28 protein-coding genes are annotated in these 22,266 nt (G+C 41.4%); 24 read left to right on the top strand and 4 right to left on the bottom strand.

Features of this window, described 5'->3' with window-relative positions; translation table 11 throughout:
- Nucleotides 1-51: 51 nt before the first annotated feature.
- On the top strand, nucleotides 52-531 hold the full coding sequence (locus NST15_RS17515) for an Lrp/AsnC family transcriptional regulator (protein WP_008343601.1): 480 nt from the start codon (nucleotides 52-54) through the stop codon (nucleotides 529-531).
- 15 nt (nucleotides 532-546) lie between these two features.
- Here the strand turns inward: NST15_RS17515 and NST15_RS17510 are convergent, their stop codons facing one another.
- Nucleotides 547-1,707, bottom strand: a complete 1,161-nt coding sequence (locus NST15_RS17510; RefSeq protein WP_212338440.1) for an MFS transporter — start codon at nucleotides 1,705-1,707, stop codon at nucleotides 547-549.
- 67 nt (nucleotides 1,708-1,774) lie between these two features.
- Nucleotides 1,775-2,545, bottom strand: a complete 771-nt coding sequence (gene hemQ, locus NST15_RS17505; RefSeq protein WP_024719459.1) for a hydrogen peroxide-dependent heme synthase — start codon at nucleotides 2,543-2,545, stop codon at nucleotides 1,775-1,777.
- Nucleotides 2,546-2,784: 239 nt separating this feature from the next.
- Between hemQ and pta the strand changes: the two genes are divergently transcribed.
- The 17 genes from pta (at nucleotide 2,785) to NST15_RS17420 (ending at nucleotide 16,299) form a co-directional block, all read left to right on the top strand.
- On the top strand, nucleotides 2,785-3,756 hold the full coding sequence (gene pta / locus NST15_RS17500) for a phosphate acetyltransferase (protein ID WP_008343597.1): 972 nt from the start codon (nucleotides 2,785-2,787) through the stop codon (nucleotides 3,754-3,756).
- A gap of 136 nt (nucleotides 3,757-3,892) precedes the next feature.
- Nucleotides 3,893-4,744, top strand: coding sequence for a MurR/RpiR family transcriptional regulator (locus tag NST15_RS17495; protein ID WP_342498698.1), 852 nt, complete (start codon nucleotides 3,893-3,895; stop codon nucleotides 4,742-4,744).
- 143 nt (nucleotides 4,745-4,887) lie between these two features.
- Nucleotides 4,888-5,559 (top strand): RraA family protein, encoded by a 672-nt coding sequence (locus NST15_RS17490; RefSeq protein ID WP_342498697.1) that lies wholly within the window; start codon nucleotides 4,888-4,890, stop codon nucleotides 5,557-5,559.
- Nucleotides 5,560-5,570: 11 nt separating this feature from the next.
- The gene (locus NST15_RS17485; protein ID WP_342498696.1) at nucleotides 5,571-6,449 is read left to right on the top strand and encodes a prephenate dehydrogenase/arogenate dehydrogenase family protein; all 879 of its coding nucleotides are present in this window, start codon (nucleotides 5,571-5,573) and stop codon (nucleotides 6,447-6,449) included.
- A gap of 43 nt (nucleotides 6,450-6,492) precedes the next feature.
- Entirely contained in the window at nucleotides 6,493-7,827 is a 1,335-nt protein-coding gene (locus tag NST15_RS17480) for a TRAP transporter large permease subunit (protein ID WP_050826709.1), read from the top strand.
- 13 nt (nucleotides 7,828-7,840) lie between these two features.
- Nucleotides 7,841-8,107: a hypothetical protein gene (locus NST15_RS17475; RefSeq protein WP_008343586.1), complete on the top strand. Its 267-nt coding sequence runs from the start codon at nucleotides 7,841-7,843 to the stop codon at nucleotides 8,105-8,107.
- A gap of 170 nt (nucleotides 8,108-8,277) precedes the next feature.
- A complete protein-coding gene (locus NST15_RS17470) occupies nucleotides 8,278-8,676 on the top strand; it encodes a DUF5082 family protein (RefSeq protein ID WP_113746884.1) in 399 nt (132 codons plus the stop codon).
- 4 nt (nucleotides 8,677-8,680) lie between these two features.
- Nucleotides 8,681-8,959, top strand: a complete 279-nt coding sequence (locus NST15_RS17465) for a YwqI/YxiC family protein (protein ID WP_008343583.1) — start codon at nucleotides 8,681-8,683, stop codon at nucleotides 8,957-8,959.
- Between the two features lie 11 nt (nucleotides 8,960-8,970).
- Complete coding sequence (locus NST15_RS17460; RefSeq protein WP_046526751.1) at nucleotides 8,971-10,641, top strand: T7SS effector LXG polymorphic toxin; 1,671 nt, start codon at nucleotides 8,971-8,973, stop codon at nucleotides 10,639-10,641.
- Nucleotides 10,642-10,656: 15 nt separating this feature from the next.
- Nucleotides 10,657-11,019 carry a hypothetical protein gene (locus NST15_RS17455; protein WP_017360093.1) on the top strand — a complete coding sequence of 121 codons (363 nt, stop codon included), beginning with the start codon at nucleotides 10,657-10,659 and terminating at the stop codon, nucleotides 11,017-11,019.
- 28 nt (nucleotides 11,020-11,047) lie between these two features.
- Entirely contained in the window at nucleotides 11,048-11,320 is a 273-nt protein-coding gene (locus NST15_RS17450; RefSeq protein WP_017360092.1) for a hypothetical protein, read from the top strand.
- Between the two features lie 65 nt (nucleotides 11,321-11,385).
- Nucleotides 11,386-11,661, top strand: a complete 276-nt coding sequence (locus tag NST15_RS17445) for a hypothetical protein (RefSeq protein ID WP_342498695.1) — start codon at nucleotides 11,386-11,388, stop codon at nucleotides 11,659-11,661.
- 32 nt (nucleotides 11,662-11,693) lie between these two features.
- Entirely contained in the window at nucleotides 11,694-12,089 is a 396-nt protein-coding gene (locus NST15_RS17440) for an SMI1/KNR4 family protein (protein ID WP_017368244.1), read from the top strand.
- Nucleotides 12,090-12,322: 233 nt separating this feature from the next.
- Complete coding sequence (locus tag NST15_RS17435) at nucleotides 12,323-13,168, top strand: lipoate--protein ligase family protein (protein WP_250026689.1); 846 nt, start codon at nucleotides 12,323-12,325, stop codon at nucleotides 13,166-13,168.
- 35 nt (nucleotides 13,169-13,203) lie between these two features.
- Nucleotides 13,204-13,689, top strand: a complete 486-nt coding sequence (locus tag NST15_RS17430) for a tetratricopeptide repeat protein (protein ID WP_096881989.1) — start codon at nucleotides 13,204-13,206, stop codon at nucleotides 13,687-13,689.
- 103 nt (nucleotides 13,690-13,792) lie between these two features.
- Nucleotides 13,793-16,069, top strand: coding sequence for a glycosyltransferase (locus NST15_RS17425; RefSeq protein WP_342498694.1), 2,277 nt, complete (start codon nucleotides 13,793-13,795; stop codon nucleotides 16,067-16,069).
- The gene (locus tag NST15_RS17420; RefSeq protein ID WP_008343557.1) at nucleotides 16,066-16,299 is read left to right on the top strand and encodes a DUF5970 family protein; all 234 of its coding nucleotides are present in this window, start codon (nucleotides 16,066-16,068) and stop codon (nucleotides 16,297-16,299) included. The genes NST15_RS17425 and NST15_RS17420 overlap by 4 nt, the downstream gene beginning before the upstream one ends.
- Nucleotides 16,300-16,334: 35 nt before the next feature.
- On the opposite strand, the gene NST15_RS17415 is transcribed toward NST15_RS17420, so the two are convergent.
- On the bottom strand, nucleotides 16,335-17,135 hold the full coding sequence (locus tag NST15_RS17415; RefSeq protein ID WP_007497717.1) for an RsfA family transcriptional regulator: 801 nt from the start codon (nucleotides 17,133-17,135) through the stop codon (nucleotides 16,335-16,337).
- Between the two features lie 242 nt (nucleotides 17,136-17,377).
- Between NST15_RS17415 and NST15_RS17410 the strand changes: the two genes are divergently transcribed.
- The 4 genes from NST15_RS17410 to NST15_RS17395 all read left to right on the top strand — a co-directional run bounded on the left by NST15_RS17410 (nucleotide 17,378) and on the right by NST15_RS17395 (nucleotide 20,638).
- The gene (locus tag NST15_RS17410) at nucleotides 17,378-17,599 is read left to right on the top strand and encodes a DUF1450 domain-containing protein (protein WP_003215259.1); all 222 of its coding nucleotides are present in this window, start codon (nucleotides 17,378-17,380) and stop codon (nucleotides 17,597-17,599) included.
- Nucleotides 17,600-17,769: 170 nt separating this feature from the next.
- Nucleotides 17,770-19,071, top strand: coding sequence for an HD domain-containing protein (locus NST15_RS17405; RefSeq protein WP_007497716.1), 1,302 nt, complete (start codon nucleotides 17,770-17,772; stop codon nucleotides 19,069-19,071).
- A gap of 30 nt (nucleotides 19,072-19,101) precedes the next feature.
- Nucleotides 19,102-19,602 (top strand): YwgA family protein, encoded by a 501-nt coding sequence (locus tag NST15_RS17400; protein WP_007497715.1) that lies wholly within the window; start codon nucleotides 19,102-19,104, stop codon nucleotides 19,600-19,602.
- Between the two features lie 223 nt (nucleotides 19,603-19,825).
- Nucleotides 19,826-20,638 (top strand): zinc-dependent metalloprotease, encoded by an 813-nt coding sequence (locus NST15_RS17395; RefSeq protein ID WP_017360078.1) that lies wholly within the window; start codon nucleotides 19,826-19,828, stop codon nucleotides 20,636-20,638.
- 52 nt (nucleotides 20,639-20,690) lie between these two features.
- Here NST15_RS17395 and NST15_RS17390 read toward each other — a convergent pair whose 3' ends face one another.
- The gene (locus tag NST15_RS17390) at nucleotides 20,691-20,876 is read right to left on the bottom strand and encodes a 2-hydroxymuconate tautomerase (RefSeq protein ID WP_008343530.1); all 186 of its coding nucleotides are present in this window, start codon (nucleotides 20,874-20,876) and stop codon (nucleotides 20,691-20,693) included.
- A gap of 113 nt (nucleotides 20,877-20,989) precedes the next feature.
- Between NST15_RS17390 and NST15_RS17385 the strand changes: the two genes are divergently transcribed.
- The gene (locus NST15_RS17385; RefSeq protein WP_342499066.1) at nucleotides 20,990-21,646 is read left to right on the top strand and encodes a site-2 protease family protein; all 657 of its coding nucleotides are present in this window, start codon (nucleotides 20,990-20,992) and stop codon (nucleotides 21,644-21,646) included.
- Nucleotides 21,647-21,658: 12 nt separating this feature from the next.
- Nucleotides 21,659-22,177: a YwhD family protein gene (locus NST15_RS17380; RefSeq protein ID WP_007497712.1), complete on the top strand. Its 519-nt coding sequence runs from the start codon at nucleotides 21,659-21,661 to the stop codon at nucleotides 22,175-22,177.
- Nucleotides 22,178-22,266 lie beyond the last annotated feature (89 nt).

Genomic DNA, 22,266 nt, shown 5'->3' with positions numbered 1-22,266 from the left:
CATCATAAAATACTTTTCAAATGGAACGATTTTGGGATAGGAGCGTAACGAATGAAAATCACCGATGTGGATGTGCATATTTTAAACGAATTGAGAGAAGATGCCCGCTTATCAATGAGGGAATTGTCCAAACGAGTGAATTTATCGGCGCCTGCGGTAGCAGAAAGAGTGCGAAAACTAGAGGATGCAGGGATTATCGAAGGGTATTCTGTTCAAGTCAATTATAAAAAGCTGGGTCTGATGATAGACTGTTTACTGGAAGTCACCGTATTAAATGGGGAGTATCAGCGTTTTGTGACATTTATGAACCAGCATCCACGTGCGTTCTTTGCTTATCGAGTGGCAGGACAGTCCTGTTTTTTCATTAAGCTGTCTGTTTCTTCTCTTGAAGAAATTGAAGCCTTTATTCAAGATGTGTCTGGCTTTACAAAAACGGTCTCCCATATTGTCTTATCAGAGCATTCCTTTACCCATCCCATTCAGGAACGTGTGAAACAAATAGAAGAGCCAGAAATGACCGTGGTGAAATAGAAAAAGGACCTGCCCTCAGGTCCTTTTGATTCGTTTATCTGACTGATAGCTCATGATCGTAATGATCAATCCAATGAATGTTACACCTGCCGCAAAGAGTGGGACAAGCTGTAAATGAGTGATTTCGATAGCAAGACCGCCAAGCGCTGCACCGCCGGCATTTCCAATATTAAAGGCAGAATGACTGAGCGTTGATGCGAGTGTCGGGGCTTCATGTGCCATGTTCATCGTGCGGTATTGCAAGGTAGGAACGAGAATAAATGAAATAATTCCCCAAACAAAAATCGTCAGCACGGCAGGCACTTTAAAGGCAGATGTATATGTGAATAACAACAGAACAGCCATCAGCAAGATCAATGTGATGATAATACTCGGCATCAGCTTCCAGTCGGCAAGCTTTCCGCCGACTAAATTCCCAATGGTGACCCCAAGCCCAAAGAGGACAAGAATGAGGGTGACCCCGTTTTCCTGAAAGCCAGTCACTTGCAGCAGGATCGGGCTGATATACGTAAAGGCGGTAAACACACCCGCAAAACCGAATATCGTCATCGCAAAGGAGACGAGAACCTGCGGCTTTTTCAACACCGATATTTCATTTCGAATATCTAATACTTCTTCTTTCGATTGATTTGGTACTAAACTGATTATACCGATTAAGGAAATGAGACCAATGACGGCAATGACGAGAAATGACATGCGCCAGCCGAATTGATTTCCGATAAAGGTGCCAAATGGCACACCCAGTACATTGGCTACTGTCAGTCCTGTAAACATGAAGCTGATCGCACTTGCGCTTCGCTCCTTGGGAACAAGCCGTGCAGCCATAATGGCGCCGACACCAAAGAAGGTACCATGAGCAAATGACGTTAAAATACGTGCAACCATCAATAGACCATAAGAAGACGATACAGCTGCGACAGCATTTCCTGCTACGAAAAGAATCATTAATAGAATGAGGAGACGTTTTCTCGACATTTTTCCAGTTGATAACGTTAAAATAGGGCCGCCAACTGCGACACCGAGTGCATATCCGGTAATCAACTGACCTGAAGCAGAAATAGATACATGAAGATCATTTGCGACATTTGGCAAAAGTCCCATGATCACAAATTCAGTCATGCCAATCGAAAACGCACCGAGCGTTAACGCAAAAATAGCGATGGGGAAGTTTTTCATGATGAGATCACCTTTCTAAACAAATACATAAAAAGGCTCCGGAAAGATCCGAAGCCTTAAGAGTTTATCATACATGGAAATAAGACGCTAGTTGCTCGTTTGCTAATCGGTTTCCAACAAAGAAGGAACCAAATTCGCCGTAACGTGCACTCACTTCATCAAATCGCATTTCGTAAACCAATTTTTTAAATTGAAGCACATCATCAGAGAAAAGAGTGACGCCCCACTCATAATCATCAAAGCCAACAGAACCTGTAATGATCTGTTTTACTTTCCCAGCATAGCTTCTGCCAATTAAGCCATGGCTTCTCATAAGGGATTTACGTTCATCCATTGAAAGCATGTACCAGTTGTCATTGCCAGAACGTCTTTTATCCATTGGATAGAAACAGACATATTGAGAAGAAGGAAGCTCTGGATAGAGGCGCGCACGTACGTGCGGGTTCTCGTAAGGGTCTCCGCCATCTCCGCCTCCTGCTAAGTAGTTGCTGAGTTCAACAACTGACACGTAAGAATAAGCTGGAATCGTAAACTCAGCTAGTCGTGTCTTGTTGAATTCAAGTTCAATTTCACCTAGTTCTTCCATGGTCGGACGTAAAATCATGAGCATAATATCTGCTTTTTGGCCGACAATACTATAGATTGTTTGGCTTCCAGCCTGATTGTGCTCGGCTGTTTTCCATTTTTCTAATAGACCTGTGAACTCATGAATGATGGCTTGACGCTCATCGCTTGTTAGCAGCTTCCAAGCCGTCCAGTCGATCGTTCTAAAATCATGCAGCGCATACCAGCCATCTAGTGTTTGAGCTGCTTCATTTGTTGTATGTTGTTCGCTCATTTCTTTCACTCCTATTTACAGTTTTCCATCTGTTCCAACTATAACATAGTTTGTCCAAATGAAGATGTGATCAAAACTTGAACGACGAAAACGCTTTTCTAGAAATTGATTTAATTAGTTTGAAAAATAAGAATTTAATTTGTAAGCGCTATAATGTAAGTTGGTAGTTTGAATTTATGTAGAAGAAGAGTATGCTTAAAAGAGAACGCTTTTTTTGTAAAATCAAGGAGGGTATTGAAGTGGCAGATATTTTTTCAACAGTTCAGGAAAAGGTTGCAGGTAAAGGAGTTAAGATCGTTTTTCCTGAGGGAATGGACGAACGCATTCTAACAGCCGTTCAAAAACTAGCAGATGGCAAAGTATTGCAGCCAATTGTTGTAGGTAAGAAAGAAGAAGTAGAAGCAAAAGCAAAAGAATTAGGTCTTACACTTGATGGTGTTGACGTGTATGATCCTCATACATATGAAGGTTTTGAAGATCTTGTGCAAGCTTTCGTTGAAAGACGTAAAGGCAAAGCGACAGAAGAGCAAGCGAGAAAAGCATTACTGGATGAAAACTACTTCGGTACAATGCTTGTGTATAAAGGTCTTGCAGACGGCCTTGTAAGCGGAGCAGCACACTCAACTGCTGATACAGTGCGCCCAGCACTTCAAATCATTAAAACAAAAGAAGGCGTAAAGAAAACTTCTGGCGTCTTCATTATGGCTCGCGGCGAAGAGCAATATGTGTTTGCTGATTGTGCGATCAACATTGCACCAGACAGCCAAGATCTTGCTGAAATTGCGATCGAAAGTGCAAACACAGCAAAAATGTTTGACATTGAACCACGTGTGGCGATGCTTAGCTTCTCAACAAAAGGCTCAGCAAAATCAGACGAAACAGACAAAGTGTCTGAAGCGGTTCGCATTGCAAAAGAAAAAGCACCTGAACTTGTTCTTGATGGGGAGTTCCAATTCGATGCAGCTTTCGTTCCTTCAGTGGCAGCGAAAAAAGCACCAGATTCCGTCATCAAAGGCGATGCTAGCGTATTTGTTTTCCCTAGCCTTGAAGCTGGAAACATTGGCTACAAAATTGCCCAGCGCTTAGGTAACTTTGAAGCTGTAGGTCCAATCCTGCAAGGTCTAAATCAGCCAGTAAACGATCTTTCAAGAGGCTGTAATGCCGAAGACGTTTATAATCTTGCGCTGATTACAGCAGCTCAAGCACTATAAAATAGCATCTCGACTAGAGCAGTCAGTACGATAGATTCGTGCTGGCTGTTTTTTTATTTTGTCCAAATGTGTACAATAAAGGGTGAAAAGAAAACACGAATCGTAGATAAAGCCGATAGGATAGGCAGGTGCTATAATGGAGGATTTAATATATAAACTTCAGCATAAGGTCGCATTTTTAACCGATGCGCAGAGGAGAATTGCAGATTATATCGTACAAAATCCAATGGAAGTCGCTTTTTTAACTGTCGATAAATTGGCGTCAAAAGTCGGGACGAGTACAGCAACGATCATGCGCTTCTCTGCTGCTGTGGGGTATTCCGGTTTTTCTGAATTCCAAAAAGAGCTTCAATCAGCTATGAAGCATAAAGCCGACCCTCAAACGAGACTTGAAGCGAATCTCAAGCATTCAAATAAGAATAAGCTCCTGCATGAACATGTAGAACTTCAATTTCAAAATATCCAGTACGCACTGGACAATATCACGGAAGAAACCTTTCAGCAGATTGTTGGGAAAATAGCCAGCGCACGCCACGTTTTGTGTACAAGTGTTCGAAGTGGAAGACCTGTTGGTGAGTATCTGTCACTCGGAATCAATCGGTTATTGGGGAATTGCCAATACATTGATGCAGACAAAAGCGACTGGGTGGATGATTTGGTTCATTTCGACTCGGGTGATTTCATTATAGCTGTCAGCTATCCGCGCTATGCAAAGCGTATGAAAGATTTGATGGAAGCAGCGAAGTCTTATGGGGTGGAAGTGCTTTTAATCACAGACAGCTACAGCTCTCCATTAACCAAATATGCACAATATGTATTACCATGTTCCTCTGCAAGTGTAGGCTCTCATAACTCTGTCGTATCTGCTATCTTTATCGTCGATTACATTTTAAGTGCCTTAGCGATGAATGATCCTGAAAGAACAAAACCACGTTTAGATCAAATCAATCATATGTTAACGAAAATGAGTTACCACACAACACATTAGTCGTGTGGAACTCATTTTTTTATTTTTTTGAAAGCGCTTTACTAATTGAAAATGAGGTGGTATGATCATATCACGAAAGTAATAAATATTACTTTAATAAAAATAAGTGTAATGAATATAACTCAAAGGGGATGATGGAAACAATGAGTACTGTTCATTTCGTGTCAAATGATCTTATCGCTAGGGCAAAAAAGCTTAACTCGACCTTGCTGTCAGACGTAATGGGATGCACCGGCGCGATGGATCATCAAATCAAACCAGTTGCGAAAGGCATGAATGTAGTCGGCACAGCTTTTACTGTTAGCTTACGGCCAGGGGATAATTTATTTCTTCATCAAGCGATCTACTCTGCTAAAGAAGGAGATGTACTGATTGTGGATGGAAAAGACCATAAGGGCCATGCCTATTTAGGGGAATTGATGGCACATTCAGCAAAGGCTGTAGGAATAGAAGGAATCGTGATTGACGGGCTTGTTCGCGACAAACTCTCTTTAGAGGAGCTGGCTTTTCCAATCTACAGTAAGGGATTTATGCCAAACGGACCTTTTAAAGATGGTCCTGGGGAATTGAATCAAACCATCTCGTGCGGCGGTGTCAAAGTAGCTCCAGGCGATTTAGTCATTGCTGACGATGATGGAGTCGTCATCGTTCCAAAGGAAAAGGCGGAACACCTGCTGACACTAGCGGAAGAGAAACAAGCGTATGAACATCAGAGACTAAAAACGATTCAACAGTATGTGGATGAAGGAAAGCATGACATCAGCCTCATAGCACCGGCATGGCTGGAAGGCAGAATGAGAAAATTTCAAGGATAGGGGAATCGGTGATGAAAATAGGCTTTATCGGATATGGTGAAGCAGCATATGAGCTGTCAACGGGATTGAAAACAGAAGGATTAGACCAATTTTATGCGTATGATGTCCTATTACTAAGTGAGAAATTAGCTGGCTCGTTGAAAGAAAAAGCATCGCAAACAGGCGTTCAATTAACGAGCAGTATTAGCGAAGTCATTGAGAAATCTGATCTTGTGATTGCAGCTGTGCCAGCGAATAAAACCTTAGAAGTGGCACAATCCGTATCGGGAAGTTTGAAAAAGAATCAATTATATGTAGATGTATCGGCATCAACACCAGACATCAAAAAACAAGTAGCAAACGAAATTGAAAAACAAGAAGCGCTATTTGTAGATGCCGCCATGCTAGGGCCTCTTCCAATCAACAAACACAAGGTTCCGATCACGGCAAGCGGCAGTGGAGTTGACCAATTCATGAAAGTCATGAATGCTTATGGTATGAATATCACAAAAATTAGTGACCAGCCAGGAGATGCTTCGGCACTAAAACTAATCAGAAGCATTTATATGAAGGGGATTGTCGGTCTCTTGATTGAATTTTTGGAAATTTCCAAAAAATATAATGTGGAACATCAAGTGATTTCTTCACTAAGCGATACAATCGATAGCAAAAGTTTTGAAGAGACCATGAACCGTCTTGTGACAGGGAGTGCATTGCATGCAAAAAGACGGGAGATTGAGCTGCTTGGCTCTATTGAAATGCTAGATGAAGCAGAGATTGATGCTAGTATGTCTCGGGCAGCACAACAGAAGCTTAAGAGATTAGCAGACTTTCACTTTGCTGAACGATTTGACGGGGTAAAACCTGCTAGCTGGGAAGAAGTCATTGACGTGATGCAGCAAGGGGAATAAATTGTAAGCGTTTTATTTAATGAAGGGGAGGCGAAGAAACGATATGGGTTTTATTGCGTTGATTGTGTTCATAGCTGTCATCATTATATGGAATGTTATGGTGAAACGGAATATGGGAGAAGCCATGCTACTAGGCTTTATTGCGACCACATTATTTGGCGGATTGGATGCGTTAAGACTTTTCTGGGATGGTTTAATATTTGCATCCACATATGAGGTGCTTTATGCAGCTGTCGCATTTGTATTCATGGCCTATTTAATCGAAAAGTTGGAATTAATTCATGCACTCTTACGAATCCTAAATTCGGTTGTAGGCAAACTTCCTGGTGGAGCGGCTTATATGAGTACGTTAGGTTCAGCAGTGTTAGGCGCTCTTTCAGGTTCAAATTCTGCAAACACAGCTGCGACTGGCTCTATCACGGCCTCTTGGATGATTAAATCCGGGTGGAGCCGAACTCATACGGCCACGATTCTAGCAGGGAATGGCGGACTTGGAGCGGCACTGCCTCCGAACTCTTCCATGTTTATCATGCTTGGGTTTGCCCCAGTTGCCGCCCTTGTATCTGAGGGAGATTTATATATTGCCCTTCTAATAGGAGGACTGTATCAAGTCGTATACCGATTTATTTTGGTGTATCTTCTGGTGAAAAAGAATAAAATTCAGGCCATGCCGCCAGATGATATTCTTCCTTTCTGGGAAGCGGTAAAACAAGGGTGGAAGTCGATCTTTATTTTTTTCGGTGCCTTGATTCCTATCATGATCACCATTGGTCCGTTTGCAAACTACTTAAAAAGTAATCCAAACATCGGACCGGAGGCAATGGATCAAATTTCTTTAATTACGTGGATTCCGATTCTCATGATATTAATTAGTCTAACAATTGGAAGAAAAAAGGCGTCTGCACTTGATTGGTCTCAGTTTTTCAAGTCGGCTATTCCTAAGTTTACAACGATCGGAGCCTTGATGCTGTTTGCGGTGGCTGCTAGTCAAGTGCTTGCAGAATTAGGGCTCGCAGATGATTTGACGCAAATCACATCAGTACTTGCCATTCCGAAATGGCTCATGGTGCTCATTGTGGGTGTTCTTGTCACACTGGTGGCAGGCCCTCTATCTTCAACAGCGACATTAACAGCAGTTGGACTTGTCTCATTTTCAGCTTTAATCTCAGTTGGAGTGGACCCAGTTGTGGCTGTAGTTGCCATTCTTGCTTTTTCATCAACTGAAGGCGCTTCCCCGCCTGCATCAGGGTCCATATTTATCGCTTCTGGTCTTGCAGGGGCCAGACCAGAAAAAACCTTTATCCCACTGATCCTCTATTATATGCTTCCGATCGTTGGCATTGGCTGGCTCATTGGAATGGAGATACTTCCCGTATAGAAAGGAGAAACAGATGAGAGTATTGATGGAATTCTTATTTAAAGTGCTGCTTGTCCTATTTCTAACGTCAGGAACGTTGTTGGTATTCGGTCAAATACTAGGAATACTCTTGCAAAAGGGAGATATGATCATTGCTAGTACAAACCTATTTAAAAACCCAACACTGGTGTTAAGTGCCTTTTTTAGCCTTGTCGGGTTTTCACTCCATTATATCCCTGAGAAGAAAGACGCTGCATGTAACGATCATGACTCAGCATCGGTCACTGAAACTTTAAAATAACCATCAAAAGCTGGATCCTATCGAAGGATTCAGCTTTTTTATGTGAATTAGGTATAAAAACCCAATACATACGATTCATTTTTTAGTGAATTCGTTTTCAATCATATGCCTCTTGTGCTAGTAAATGGTAACATAACGGAGGACTATTTGAGGAATAGAGGTGTTTGACGATGTCTGGAGCTATCATCGGTTATACAACAGCCTTGTATTCGTTAAAGGCAGACATATCCATAAAAAAAGAACAAATCATAGAACTGAGCATATGCCGAAAAGAAGTGAAAGAGGCAAAGTCTGCTCTGGCAGATGCTAACAAGAAAATGACTCATCCAGATCTGACATCACATACATGGTTTGGCCATCTCGCAGATACGTTTGATGACATTCGAGACGAGATGGCATCCGCCAGTCAAGAGATAAAAAGTGTACAGCTGACCAATCTATTGAATCGAATTGATGAGAAAATCAGCGACTTAAAATCAGAGATCCATTCATTAGAACATGAAATTCATTCGGTTGAAAGAAAAATAGAGAAAGAAAAACAGAAACAACTGGAAGAAAAAAGAGGGTAGTCACATGAGCAGAGAAATTAAAATAGATGCCAGTCAGGTCAAACGAGTATTACAGCATGCAAAACAATCAGGCGCTCAAATGAATGCAACACTTCCAACAACCATCAAAGGAAGAAATCAGCTCCTGACGGCAGACACATTAGAAAAAATCAATCAGCAGCTGAACGAATTAAGTACATCCTATATAGACATTCTTCAGAAACAACTTGTACAAACAGAACAAGCGGTGAACACCATGATCGAAACGGACAAGGCGCTTGCTTCCAGCAGTAAAAGAAAATAAAGGAGAACGTAATGAAAACCCTTGATGCTTTTGCGCTAATAAACGGAATTGACCAAACGCTGAATACATTAAAACAGCACTCACAACAGATTAGATCCATAGAAAAACAAATCCAACAGATCATCTCACTTGATGGCGCACTAAAGGGAGAGGCGGGGCAAGCCATCCGCTCCTTTTATGCAGAATGCCATATTCCCTTCCTGCAATTTTTTCAGGTTGTCATTGAGGAATACAGCTCTGCGCTCAAACAAACAAAGCAGGCACTTCATACCCTTGAATCAAATCAGCAAGGCTTTATATCACAAGCATTTATTGAACACGAACTTGATTCAGGTTTAAAAAAAGCGGAGCGAGCGATTTCTGACATTGTTTCAGATGTGAGTCAGGCGATCGGCAGGGTCAGTCATATCGTTCACTTGCCTCATGTAGACGAGTCTGCTTTTCAACAGAGCTATCAAAAAGCGTGGCTTGAGACATCCAGAACCATTGGACTGCTCCATGCCTTTGACAGAGAACAAACAAGTGCTATGAATGAAACAACAAGTGCATTGCAAACAATGAAGCAATACATCAACACGCTAAGCACCATGTTCACCGGCCCAAAAATCGAAATCACCAGCTATCAAAAGGGATCTATTTTCAAAGACACAAAAGAAGAAAAAATAAGCAGCACGATCAGCGGATTGAATGACAAAATAGACAACACGAAAGACCATCCGATGATGATCATGCTGAAGAAATTGAGTGAGAAAGAACAGGCGAATGTGGATACGGTGGTTCGGGACGAATCTCATAAAAATATTAATCAACAAGTCATAGCAAACGATCCATCACTTACGACATTGCAAAGGGAAGCTGTGAACGGGAAAAACAAGATTCATAGAGACATCAGGGTCATAAATGATAAACTATACAACGTTAAAGGCATTAAAAAATTAAAAGAATTCGATATAGCAGATGAAGTCGTCACCGACTCATCCGATATTGATTTTATTGGCGGTCGATACACCGTTTACGCCAATAAACAAATCATCCGAACGTATATCGCAAACGGTGAAGTTAGAATAGAAGAAGTCGACAAAATCCCAGCAAGCCGGAGCCGAGGCAATGCGAAACGCATATTAGACGGTGAAGTTGTCTCAACAACCGAAAACATCATCCTAGAATACAGCGGAATCTATGACGGTTATCGAGCCGTCACCGGCAAAGACCCAGAAACCAGCAAAAATATTAGTAGCACAGAACAAGCCCTATCCGCAGCCTCTATTATCCCATTTATGAAAATCATTAAAGGTGGGAAATATGTCTTTAAGATTGATCAAGGGAAGAATGTGGTGAAGAGGGTTGAGAAGACAAGAAAGGGTACGGGTGAACTGATTAAATTCAAAGGTGATGAAGCTATTATTCATTTTGAAAAGCATAGTAAAGAGATAATGGGTGCAATGGGCAAAAACAAATACAATATTAAAAATTATCTTGAAGATGCAAATCACCTTATTCAGAAGGGACAATATGTACCAGAACTGAATGGATATGTGAGAATTGTTGGTGGAAAGGGAAGTGCAAAATACGGATTTGTTGGGCTCGATAGAAAAACAGGAAATATCACCACATTTCATATAAAATCGGTTAAAGAACTTTCTAAAAAAGCACCAAGTTTAGGGATAAAAACAAAGAAGTAAAAAAGGGTGATCGTATTGAAAATAAAAAAAATAAACTGGATTTCACAAGAAGCCTCAGAAGCTGAAGTGATTGTAACAGATGGCGAACTGGAAATAATGTGTTTTGCTCAACCATTAAATTACCTTGAAGAAAATGAACTATTAGAACCTATTTATTGTTTAGACGTGTCAGACTTAGTGAAAGCTGAATTGTCAGAGTATAGAATTGAAAAATTAGATGATAATTTCAGTTATAGTTTTTTAGGACAATTAATTGATAAGCGTGATGAAAAAGTGAAGGTAGGCGGACTTTTATTAGAATTAGATTACAATATACCGGGAGATATAAATGAAGGCGATTTTATAAGTTTTAATTGTCAACGGTTAGATATTTATTAGTATGAGCCGAAGTCTTAAGGAGCATTAAATGCACAAAAAACAAGAACTAACGAAACAAATCCAAACGGTCATCAACATCCTAGAAAAAGAATATTCGCAAGAGATCCATCAAGGTGTACTTGAATTAATATATAGAAGATACAAGAATGCCCAAAGAATCATGCAAGCCAATGATGATCTCCAAAAGATCTTTATCATTGGCGGAGTTAGGGCTTACTTGGATAGTCATAATGACTATCTAAATCCATTCTTAGATGAATTACATAAAGCGGAAAGTCTACTAAAAGAACTGTTGTATTGATTATATAGTGATAGGTAGAAGTCTTTGTATTAGAAAGCGATACAAAAACACAGAAAGGAATTCGTATGAATCAGAAAAAACACATCAACAAAAAAACAGTCAATTGGCTATTAAGCATCAGTGTTCTTCTCGTCATTGGGACAGCTTTTATGAGAGGGGTTTATGTCCCACATGCCGATTCGGATTATCGAGGTTTTCCCATTGATTGGCTAGTCCTGCATTCAAATTATGGTGTTGAATTTCTATTTTTTGGTTTTATACTCGATGTCATCATTTTCTATTTTCTATTAAAGGTGCTCCTGCGGGTGTATAAAAGGATTATGACAAAATCAGCTGAATAAACGCTAGTTCAACCTTTTAGGAGGCTTTCAAAATGATTCATTTTTCTCAGATTCCCAACTTGGTCATGAACGAACCAGCAAGTGACATACATATCAAAGAGGCAGAAGCTGAACTAAATATGATGTTTCCTCATGCCCATCAAGTCTTACTGAAACAATCAAATGGATGTTCCATTGGAGGCGACCTGCTTTTATACGGAACTGAAGACATTGTAGAACGCAATAAAACATGGGAAGTCCATCATTATGCCAGCGGCTATGTAGCCATTGGTGACGATGGCGGCGGGCGAGTATTTCTTATGCGGCAGGCAGAAGAAGAGAAAAAAGTGTGGATTGTCGATGCTGGTGTGATGGACCCTCAGCATGCGGAATTGGTGGCTGAAGACTTGTTAAGCTGGGTAAGTCACGGCTGTTTCATAGAAGTTTAGTCTATTAAGGAGATGATCGATTTGCCGTGGAACACATTGATCGCTGCGGGCCTCGTGGTTGGGGTTCCAGTCATTTTAATTACAGCTGTTTATTTCATCGCGAAAAGGAAGAACAAGAAAACCAAATCCAGTTGAAAAGCTCTGTGACGTTCCTTGTCATAGAGCTTTTTTCTCTCTCATTCTCCCTCCATGTTATAATAAACACAGTTTATGAACGAGAGGATATGCAGGACATGAAAAATGAACCTATTGAGTTATTGACACAGCCGACATGGCGAATCATAGATCAATCGAGCCTTGGTCTCTATGTAGACCCAAAGCAATCTTTTGCGATGGATGATACGCTTTGTGCGTCGGTCGGGAAAGGACTCTCGCCAGCGACAGCGCGTTCTTGGGTGCACCACAATACGATCGTTCTTGGGATTCAGGATACAAGACTTCCATTTCTCCAAGATGGTGTAAAGCTTCTTGAGGAAGAGGGATATCGCGTGATTGTGCGCAATTCAGGCGGTCTTGCTGTGGTGCTGGATGAAGGCGTACTGAATGTGTCTTTAATCTTTGCTGAACAAAAGAAGGGCATTGATATTGACCGAGGATATGATGCGATGGTGGAATTGATCCGCCGGATGCTGTCGCTGTATGAGGTGGACATTGAAGCCTATGAAATTGTCGGCTCTTACTGTCCAGGTAGCTACGATTTGAGCATCAATGGAAAGAAATTTGCCGGCATTTCTCAGCGTAGATTACGCGGAGGGGTCGCTGTGCAAATCTATTTGTGTGCAGATGGAAGCGGCCGGGAACGAGCTGATTTGATTCGCCGTTTTTATGAGGCGGCCTTAAAGAATAAACGGCATGAGGTGAAAGCGGTATTCCCTGATATACAGCCTGATACGATGGCATCCCTATCAGAATTAACTGGAAAACCCATTGACTGTGCGCTTCTCATGCGTCTTTTACTAGAAGAACTTCAAAAGCTGAGCGAGCAACTGACCGCTTCAGGGTTGACCACCGAGGAACAACTGGAGTTTGAGAAAAACATGACGCGGATGATTGAGCGGAATGAGAAAGTGTTCTCGTAAACACATCTTTCCATCTTAAAAATAGGGGTGATGTAATGGAAACGAAACTTCTGAAAGCGATTGAACTTCGAGAAAGTGGACATCTTCAAGAATCCAATGACATGCTCATCCGTCTTGTAGAAGAGTATCCAGATCATGCCTCCATTCACTATCAATGTGCTTGGAGCTATGATGTGTTAGGGGAGGAAAAACAAGCTGTCTTTTTTTATGAGAGGGCGCTTGAGCTAGGTTTGTCTTCAGAAGAAAGAGAAGATGCTTTCTTAGGATTAGGAAGTACATACAGAACCTTAGGGGAATATGAAAAGTCAAAACAAATATTCCTCCATGCGATGGAAGCTTATCCGCATAATAAAGCCATTCAAACGTTTTATGCCATGACTTTGTATAATTTAAATGAACATAGCAAAGCAATGGAAATATTACTGAACTGTTTAACTGAGACGACAAACGATCCTGCTATTTTGAGTTATCGAAAGGCCATTGACTTTTATTCAAATCAGTTAGATCGATTGTGGAAATGATTTATATAGAAATGGAGGGGCAATGTAATGGAAGAATCCCCTCCTTTGCTATGACATTTTATATGTGATAGTCCTTTATGACATAAGAAAGAAGGAAAATGTTTTGTCATTCATCACCACGTATTACCCGCTGTTTATGCTTTGTATTTTGTCTCTGTTGTATATGATATATCGTATCCAGCCAATGGCCTCTACTGTGAAAAAAATCATCATTGTGCTTTGTGTGTTAACAAATGCTGCCTATATTTGCTGGCGCCTCTTCTTTACATTGCCGCATGAAGGTACTTTTAATATTGTCATGGGCATTTTGCTTGTTGCCTGTGAATGCATTGGGTTTATCCAGCTGCTTGTGTTTTATACACTGGTTTGGAAGCCTTCAAATCGGAAACAAGTCATGATCAGTGATCTTGACAGGCTGCCAACAGTTGATATTTTCATAGCTACATATAATGAACCGATTGAGGTGCTGAAACGCACTGTTGCAGGTTGTTTGAATCTCTCTTATCCGAAGGAAAGCTTTCAAATTTATTTATGTGATGATGGCAATAGGGAAGTTGTAGAGCAGCTTGCTTCTGAGTTTGGTGTTTATTATCTGACAAGAACAGATAACAGATTTGCTAAGGCAGGTAATTTAAATCATGCGATGTCTCAAACGGATGGGGAGCTGATTCTGACGCTTGATGCAGATATGGTCCCTCTTCCTTCATTTTTAGAAAAAACAGTGCCCTATTTTCATGATGGAGCAACTGCGTTTGTTCAAGTTCCACAGGCGTTTTATAACGAAGATCCTTTCCAATATAATATGTTCTCGAAAGATCGAATTCCAAATGAGCAGGACTTCTTCATGCAAACTCTCCAAGCTGGTAAGGATCGGTTTAATGCCGTCATGTATGTTGGGAGTAATACGGTTTTTAGAAGAACGGCATTAGATGAAATTGGCGGATTTGCTACTGGAGTGATTACAGAAGACATGGCAACAGGAATGCTTCTCCAGGGGAAATTCAAATCTGTGTCTGTCGGAGAAGTATTAGCCGTCGGTCTGGCACCTGAAAGCTGGCTTGATCTGTTAAAGCAGAGAGATCGCTGGTCGAGAGGGAACATTCAGTGTGCCCGTAAGTTTAATCCTTTGAAGGTGCGCGGCTTAACGCTGATGCAGAGAGTTCTTTATTTAGATGGCATTGTGTATTGGTTTAACGGTTTGTTTAAAATGATTTATATTCTCACACCGATTTTGTTTTTATTGTTTGGTATTCAAAGTTTCTGGGCAGATTTCCAGTCCGTTTTCATGTTTTGGCTGCCGGCATTCTTTAGCTCGTATTTAGCGTTTAAACTTGTGTCGAATCAAAAAAGAAGTATGTTTTGGAGTCATATTTATGAAAGTTCAATGGCATTCCACTTAGCTGGTGTGGCACTCAGTGAACTGTTCTTGAAGAAACGGGTTGAATTTCTGGTGACACCGAAGGGAATTCAGACGGACAAAAGGCATTTTCATCTGAAAACGATGATTCCCCATCTGATCTTCTTGTTGCTCTCATTGCTTGCCCTTGTGAAAATAGGTTACGATGTGAAGGTAAATGGGACGATGAACGCTGATCTTATGTTGATTAATATTTTTTGGGTGCTTTATAACGGTGCAGGCTTATTCATGGCACTGCTTGTGGCGTTTGATCGACCGCGTTATCGGAAATCAGAGCGATTTGTTATTGAAAAAGAGGGGCATCTTCGTTCTGATCATCAAGATCAGTCGATTGCTTGTTTTCTACTAGATATGAGTGATTCAGGTGCGCGTCTATCCATTCCATTGGACCAAGCGTCTTCTCTATATCAAGGACAAACGCAATTATTTTTTTCAGAGAATGAAAGTGTGGCGTGTGACGTGGTTTGGAGCTATCCAGAGGGAGACAAGCTGATGGTTGGTGTTGCCTTTACTGACACAAAAAAATCAGAGTATTTATCACTGATCCGTTTCTTATTCACACGAGAGCATGTAGCGATGACGGATCGTGAGAAAAAATCGTATGCCGTTCGGACGTTTCTCCGCTTTTTAAGAGAAACGGAGAAGGTACCAAAGGCTCTGCGTCGCAAATGGATGAGAAGGCCATTGCAAGGTGTGACAGGTACGATCGCCTATGAGGACCGACTAGAAGAGAAGGTGCCGGTGATCATACATGATATCAGTTTATCTGGGTGCAAAATTGAGTTTGAAGATTCAATTGAATTAAATGGGAAAGTGCTGATCACCATTGACACAGAATCTCTAACGGATCAGCCGGCGATTGCGATTTGGACATCACAAAAGCGAGGTCGTACAATGGCCGGACTCAAGTTTGTTCAGCCTGAAATCAAGCAGATAGAAGAAAGAGAGGGAGTGGTTTCTTGAAATCTAAAAATGGCGGTTACCTCTATTTACTATGGCTTCCTGTCATCATAGGAGCCGGCTACGGCATTTCGCTTTTCGTGCCGTTTCTTCAGCCTGTACTGACGCTTGGTATCGCAGGGCTTTATATTTTTATCTTTGGTGATTTTCAGGTGAGGCAAGTTAGGTACATTTTTATGTTCGTCTTCTTGATCAATGTCCTTTTTAGCGTGATGCTATTTTTGGATATTTAAAAAAGTGCTTCCCGCAGGTGGGGAGCACTTTTTGGTTATTCAGCCATTTTTTCAAGGTTGCCGTTCCGGTCCATTTTAAAGGTTGGTGCGGCACTGTCGTCCTCTTCAAACAAAACTAGTTTTCTTGCACGGTTCATGATTTTGACGAGTGTTTCATAATCTTCTTGAATGGTGAGCTGATCCTTTTCAAGCTTTTTCACTTCAGCTTCTAGTTGAGACACTTTATGTGAAAGTTCGTTGTTTTCTCGTTTTAACCGGCTGTTTTCCATCCGTAAGGCAGATGATTGCTGTCCATCGCCTTCATAGCGGCGTAAGAAATCAATGATATCCTCAATGGTTAACTCTTGGCGCTGCCCAAATGGATTGGCTTCTGGCTTTTTCTCTGTCACTTGAGAAGCCTGTGACAATAAATGTGATAAACTAGCTAACTCTTCATTGTAGCTTTGATCCACAAACTGAAGCTGTTCGGCTGTTTCGGCTGCAGGTGCAAATGTTTCTTCTTGCGCAGGTTCCAGTTCTTGAGAGAACTCTTCCTGTGTGATCGTTTCTTCAACTTGCGGCTGATAGAGCAAACGTTTTTTCGCAGGCTGTCCATTGCCGAGTGCACGCATGCGTTGTTTACGCTGTTTTTTGGCAAGTGCCAATGCTTTTTCATATTGATGCCTCACGACAGCATTCCATCTAAATCCGCATGCCGCTGAGGTACGGTTTAGCTTGTCTCCAACTTCTTCAAATGCGTTCAGTTGTGTACTGCCCTCTCTGACGTGACGTAAGACGGTTTCTGCCAGAAGGAGATCATTTTCCTCTGACCAAGCATCTTGTCTTTGTTTTGACATGTGTTTAAACCCCCATAAGATTTGATGGTATTAGATTAGCCAAGTTGAAGAAGGTTTATACAAGTTTGCTAAAAGGATAGTGGAAAATACTAGCTTTTATGTGAATACGTCTCTGTGCTGACAATGCTTCTTGCAACTCCAGTCGCTTCGATGTACAATGTTGGGTGGTATATTATTCACTCTTAGTTGTCCAACTGTTTCATATAGAATGAAGTTTCATCATTGAAAGGAAGCGTAAGAACATGGCTAATGAGTTTCGCGTATGTGACGATTGTGATGCGACGAACCTAAAAACGTTATTGCCTCGACTTAAATCGGTTGACCCTGATGCAAAAATTGAGATTGGCTGTCAATCGTATTGCGGTCCAGGACGAAAAAAGGCTTTTGCGTTTGTGAACAATCGCCCATTATCCGCACCAACAGAAGATGAGTTACTCGAAAAGGTTCAAAAAAAAGTCAAATAAATGTCACTGAATGTGTTCAGTCGACCTAAAAAGAGGTCCGTCCCTGTCAGGTCGGGCTTTTTACGTCCGTTCAATCTATGAGAACACATTCGCCAGCAAATTCAAGGATGTTTTCGGGAAAAGTTACCCGATATAATAGAAACACGTCTTAAAAAAAGAGGGACGAAACGATGGCGTATCCAAAAGGGAAATTATCCGAAGAAAAGGTATTTAAAGATCCTGTGCACCGCTATGTTCACGTACGGGATGCATTGATATGGGATTTAATCGGAACGAGAGAGTTCCAGCGCCTTAGACGAATTAAACAGCTAGGCACCACTTATTTAACGTTTCATGGGGCAGAACACAGCCGATTTAATCATTCACTCGGTGTATACGAGATTGTCAGACGAATTGTGGATGATGTGTTTAAAGGAAGACCCGAATGGGATGAAGGGGAGCGTGAGCTTGTACTGAGTGCCGCCCTGCTTCATGACCTTGGACATGGTCCGTTTTCTCATTCCTTTGAAAAGGTCTTTCATTTAGATCATGAATCGTTTACAAGAGATATCATTTTAGGGCAGACGGAAGTCAATGAAGTGCTGCGCCGGGTCAGTGACGATTTTCCAAAGCATGTAGCAGAAGTCATTGCCAAAACGTATCAAAACAAACAGGTGGTCAGTTTGATTTCAAGTCAAATTGATGCCGACCGAATGGATTACTTGCAGCGTGATGCTTACTATACAGGCGTCAGCTATGGTCATTTTGATATGGAACGTATTTTACGCGTGATGCGTCCAAGAGAAGATCAAATTGTGATGAAACAGAGCGGGATGCATGCCGTAGAGGATTATATTATGAGCCGCTATCAAATGTACTGGCAAGTGTATTTCCACCCAGTGACCCGCAGCGCAGAGGTCATTTTAACAAAAATCCTCCATCGTGCAAAAGAGCTGCATGAAACGGGCTACATTTTTACACATGCCCCGGTTCATTTTTATTCAATTTTTGAAGGAAACGTCACCACAGAGGACTATATTAAGCTGGATGAATCCATTGTCTTATTTTATTTTCAGGCGTGGGAAGATGAAGAAGATCACGTGCTGGCTGATTTGTGCCGCCGTTTTATGAACCGCCGTTTATTCCAATATACAGAGTTTAATCCTAACGAAGAAATGACGAAATATTTCAAGCTGACGGCTTTGTTCAAAGAAGCAGGAATTGATCCTGACTATTATTTAGTGGTCGATTCTTCCTCTGATTTGCCTTATGACTTTTATAGACCGGGCGAAGAAGAAGAGCGGCTGCCGATCCACCTTTTGACGCAAAGTGGTCATATTAAAGAACTGTCGAGACAGTCAGATATTGTTGACGCCATTTCCGGTAAACGAAGAACCGATCATAAACTTTATTTCCCGATGGACTTAATTGTAGATATGTCGGAAAAAGCTGAAGAAAAGAAGGCGATCATGAAGTTGCTTGGATTGGGATAAGGAAGTACTGAAAAAGGAGATGTCGGGAATTTGTTGAAAGAGCATGCAAAGTTGATGAAGGTGTTCTCTGAATCTGGGGAAATCGTTGGACGGAAGAAGCTACAAAAAATGATTTACATAGCAAAAAAGCTAGATTTGCCTTTTTACGAGAAATACGATTTTCATTTTTATGGCCCTTATTCAGAGGAGTTGACGCTCAGAATTGAAGAGCTGTGCAACCTTGGATTCTTGGACGAAATGAAGGAAAAAAAGGGCGGATACTATCAATATCGTTATTCGCTGACGGACAATGGGAAAGAGTTTCTCGATCAGTGTGAAGTGGACATGCCTGACCTCAAAGTGCTGACGCAGCAGATGAATGAGCAATCGTCTCGTTTTCTAGAGCTTGTCTCAACGATTTTATACTTTGATGATCTGCCAAAAGATGAGGTAAAGGAAAAGGTCTTCACCATTAAAAGCAAGCAGCGCTATACGGACGAAGAATTTGAGGCAGCCCTTGCGTATATTGATCAGTTGAAGGAATTGAACTAACTTTTCAAAAGCCCAATTTTTGGGCTTTTTTTGTTTTGTAAGACCCGGACCGAAAGCGCTATTTTTGAATGAAATGTGTTTCAAAATATCCGAAAAATTAGTGAAAATGACATGTTTCGACTTTCTTCCTGTATATCCAATTTCCTGTTTTTGACTGAATAGAAGGAAAATGGTGAATTTTCAGTGAATATATAACCTTGTGAAAAACAAAGGAGGGATAGGAATGAAAAAGCGTTCAGTCTTTTTGTCATTTTTATTGGTAGGTAGTTTGTTACCGGGGGTAAGTTCAGCTTCTGCACCAGTTACAAGTGCAGGTCATGGGCATGATCATGGTCATGCGCCGTTTGAAACACATATTAGTGAAGGGTTGCCAAAGGCAAACGATTTTAAAGATTTGACGAAGGCACCTCCTATTGAAAGAGATGTGACAACCAAGATTTTAGACGAGTCTGGTAAACAGGTAGGGTCTAGAACCTTTAAAGCAAATACAGGAGATTCGATTTCAACAAAAGCTAGTACAGGCAGTCAGAAAGTGACCGTCTATGCAGTAGCTGATGCGCAGTATCGTGCGAAATATAGTGATTGGCAGACGCGCATTGTCAGCATCATTGAGCAAGCGGATGTGACATTTAACCGTGATCATGATGTGGACTTTGTCGTACAAGCCGTAGGGTCTTGGACGTCTTCAGGATCAAATGCATCACAAATTTTGTCTAACCTTCAGCGCAGCTTTGATGGCAGAGGATACGATTTTGTCACAGGATTTACAGCAAATCCAAACTTTGATGCTGGCGGAATCGCTTATGTTTACAATAGTGCACCGAGCGGAAGTGCATTCAGTGTCAACCTTGATCAAGGAACAGCGAATACAGCAAAAGCGGCTACACATGAATACGGCCATAACTTTGGTTTGCCGCATGACCCTCAAGGCAGCGGAATTGTCTGCTTAATGAATTATGATTATTCTTACACTGTCGATTACTTCGATGCGGCTCATAAAAATCAAGTGAACCGTAATAAAGCTTGGTACAGATAAGGTAAGAGACAAAAGGACAAACACCGAAAAAGTGTTTGTCCTTTTTATATGCTTACAGGTCGCTCATTCGCTTTCCTGCTACAGCATAATGTTCTTTTTTCATTTCTTCAATAATGACAGAGACTTTTTCTGCACCTGCGCCTGTTGTTTCAACAACGGCATCTGTGACTTTCTCCACAAGAGCTCTTTTCTGCTCATCTGTTCTTCCTTCAAGCATTTGAACGGTGATAATTGGCATGGCGAAAACCTCCTTTTTCCTTTCATGCTACGCTTCCCTTTAGTTTAAGGGACTTCTTATAGTATACTGAATGAAGTAAATCATTGTATAGAAAGAAAGAGGGATTCATGCCTTTGGACCAATTTCTTGTTTATCCATTAGAACTGATTCCATATGTCGCCATTACGCTTGTTGTGGCTTTTACGATGCACGAGCTGGCGCATGCATATGTTGCGTATCGTTTTGGAGATCCGACAGCTAAAAATCAAGGGAGACTGACGCTCAATCCATTGAAGCACCTTGATATTTTCGGGACGATCTTGATCTTTGTGGCTGGGTTTGGCTGGGCGAGGCCTGTACCTGTGAATCGGTACCATTTCAAAAAACCACGTCTCGCAGGGATATGTGTGTCGATCGCTGGACCATTAAGCAATTTGGTTTTGGCATTTTTGGGCTTTTGTGTGTATGCGCTTCTTCAGAAATTTGGTGGGGAGTCGCTCATTCGCTTTGAGCCGGGGGTCGATTATTTCTTCCAAATCTTTATTAACTTGAACGTGATTTTGTTCCTATTTAACTTATTACCGATCCCGCCGCTGGATGGATATCGTATTATTGAGGATGTTGTCAGTCCCGGCATCCGTGCAAAGATGACGCAGTTTGAACAGTATGGAATCATCATTTTCCTCATCTTCGTCATCACGCCGCTAGGTCAGTTTGTTTTTGTTCCATTGATCGGAATGCGGGATCAAATCATATACTGGTTTAATCTTATTTTGAAGCCGCTGCTTTAGGAGGTTTAATGAATGGAAGGTAAAAAGAAGAAACCAATTGGTTTTAATATCATTAAAAAAACAGATGCAACGGATGGACATGGAGGTTTTGGGGCAGGTGCCCTCAGCCTTGATAATATCTCGCCAGTCATCATTGATGTGGAGGAAAAGGAAGCCGTCATTGATATTGGTGCGATGCATGCAAGAAGTGCCGTCGAAAAAGGAATTAAATTTTTAAAAACCAAAGAAGAGGTACCTAACGGAAAACCGTATTGGCTCGTATGGGTGACGATTGACCGCAGAGAAGAAGGACCATATTATGCAGGAGTCACAGCTTGTGAAATGACGGTTGACCGCTCGATCCGCAGAGGATATAAGTCGCTTCCTGAGCATGTGAATTTAATGGATAAATCCATGAAGCGTAAAATCGTTGTCAGTCATATGGATGATGGTTCGAAAAAGGTGCTCGCTGATTTCTTGAAGAGTCACAATGAGGCGTTATGGGAAGCATCCACAGATGAATTAAAAGAAGGATTGGCTGTTCCTGAGTAATTGTGAAATTTTTGTGAAGAATGATGAATGGATACCAATTCCAGTCGTTTTTTCAGTAAACTGGTGTTAAAGCTAGGACATGGAGAATC

This window comes from Bacillus sp. FSL R5-0820 (assembly GCF_038593385.1).
Taxonomy (GTDB): domain Bacteria; phylum Bacillota; class Bacilli; order Bacillales; family Bacillaceae; genus Bacillus; species Bacillus altitudinis.
The sequence above is the reverse complement of the archived record's forward strand: the minus strand, read 5'-3'. Positions and strand labels throughout refer to the sequence as shown.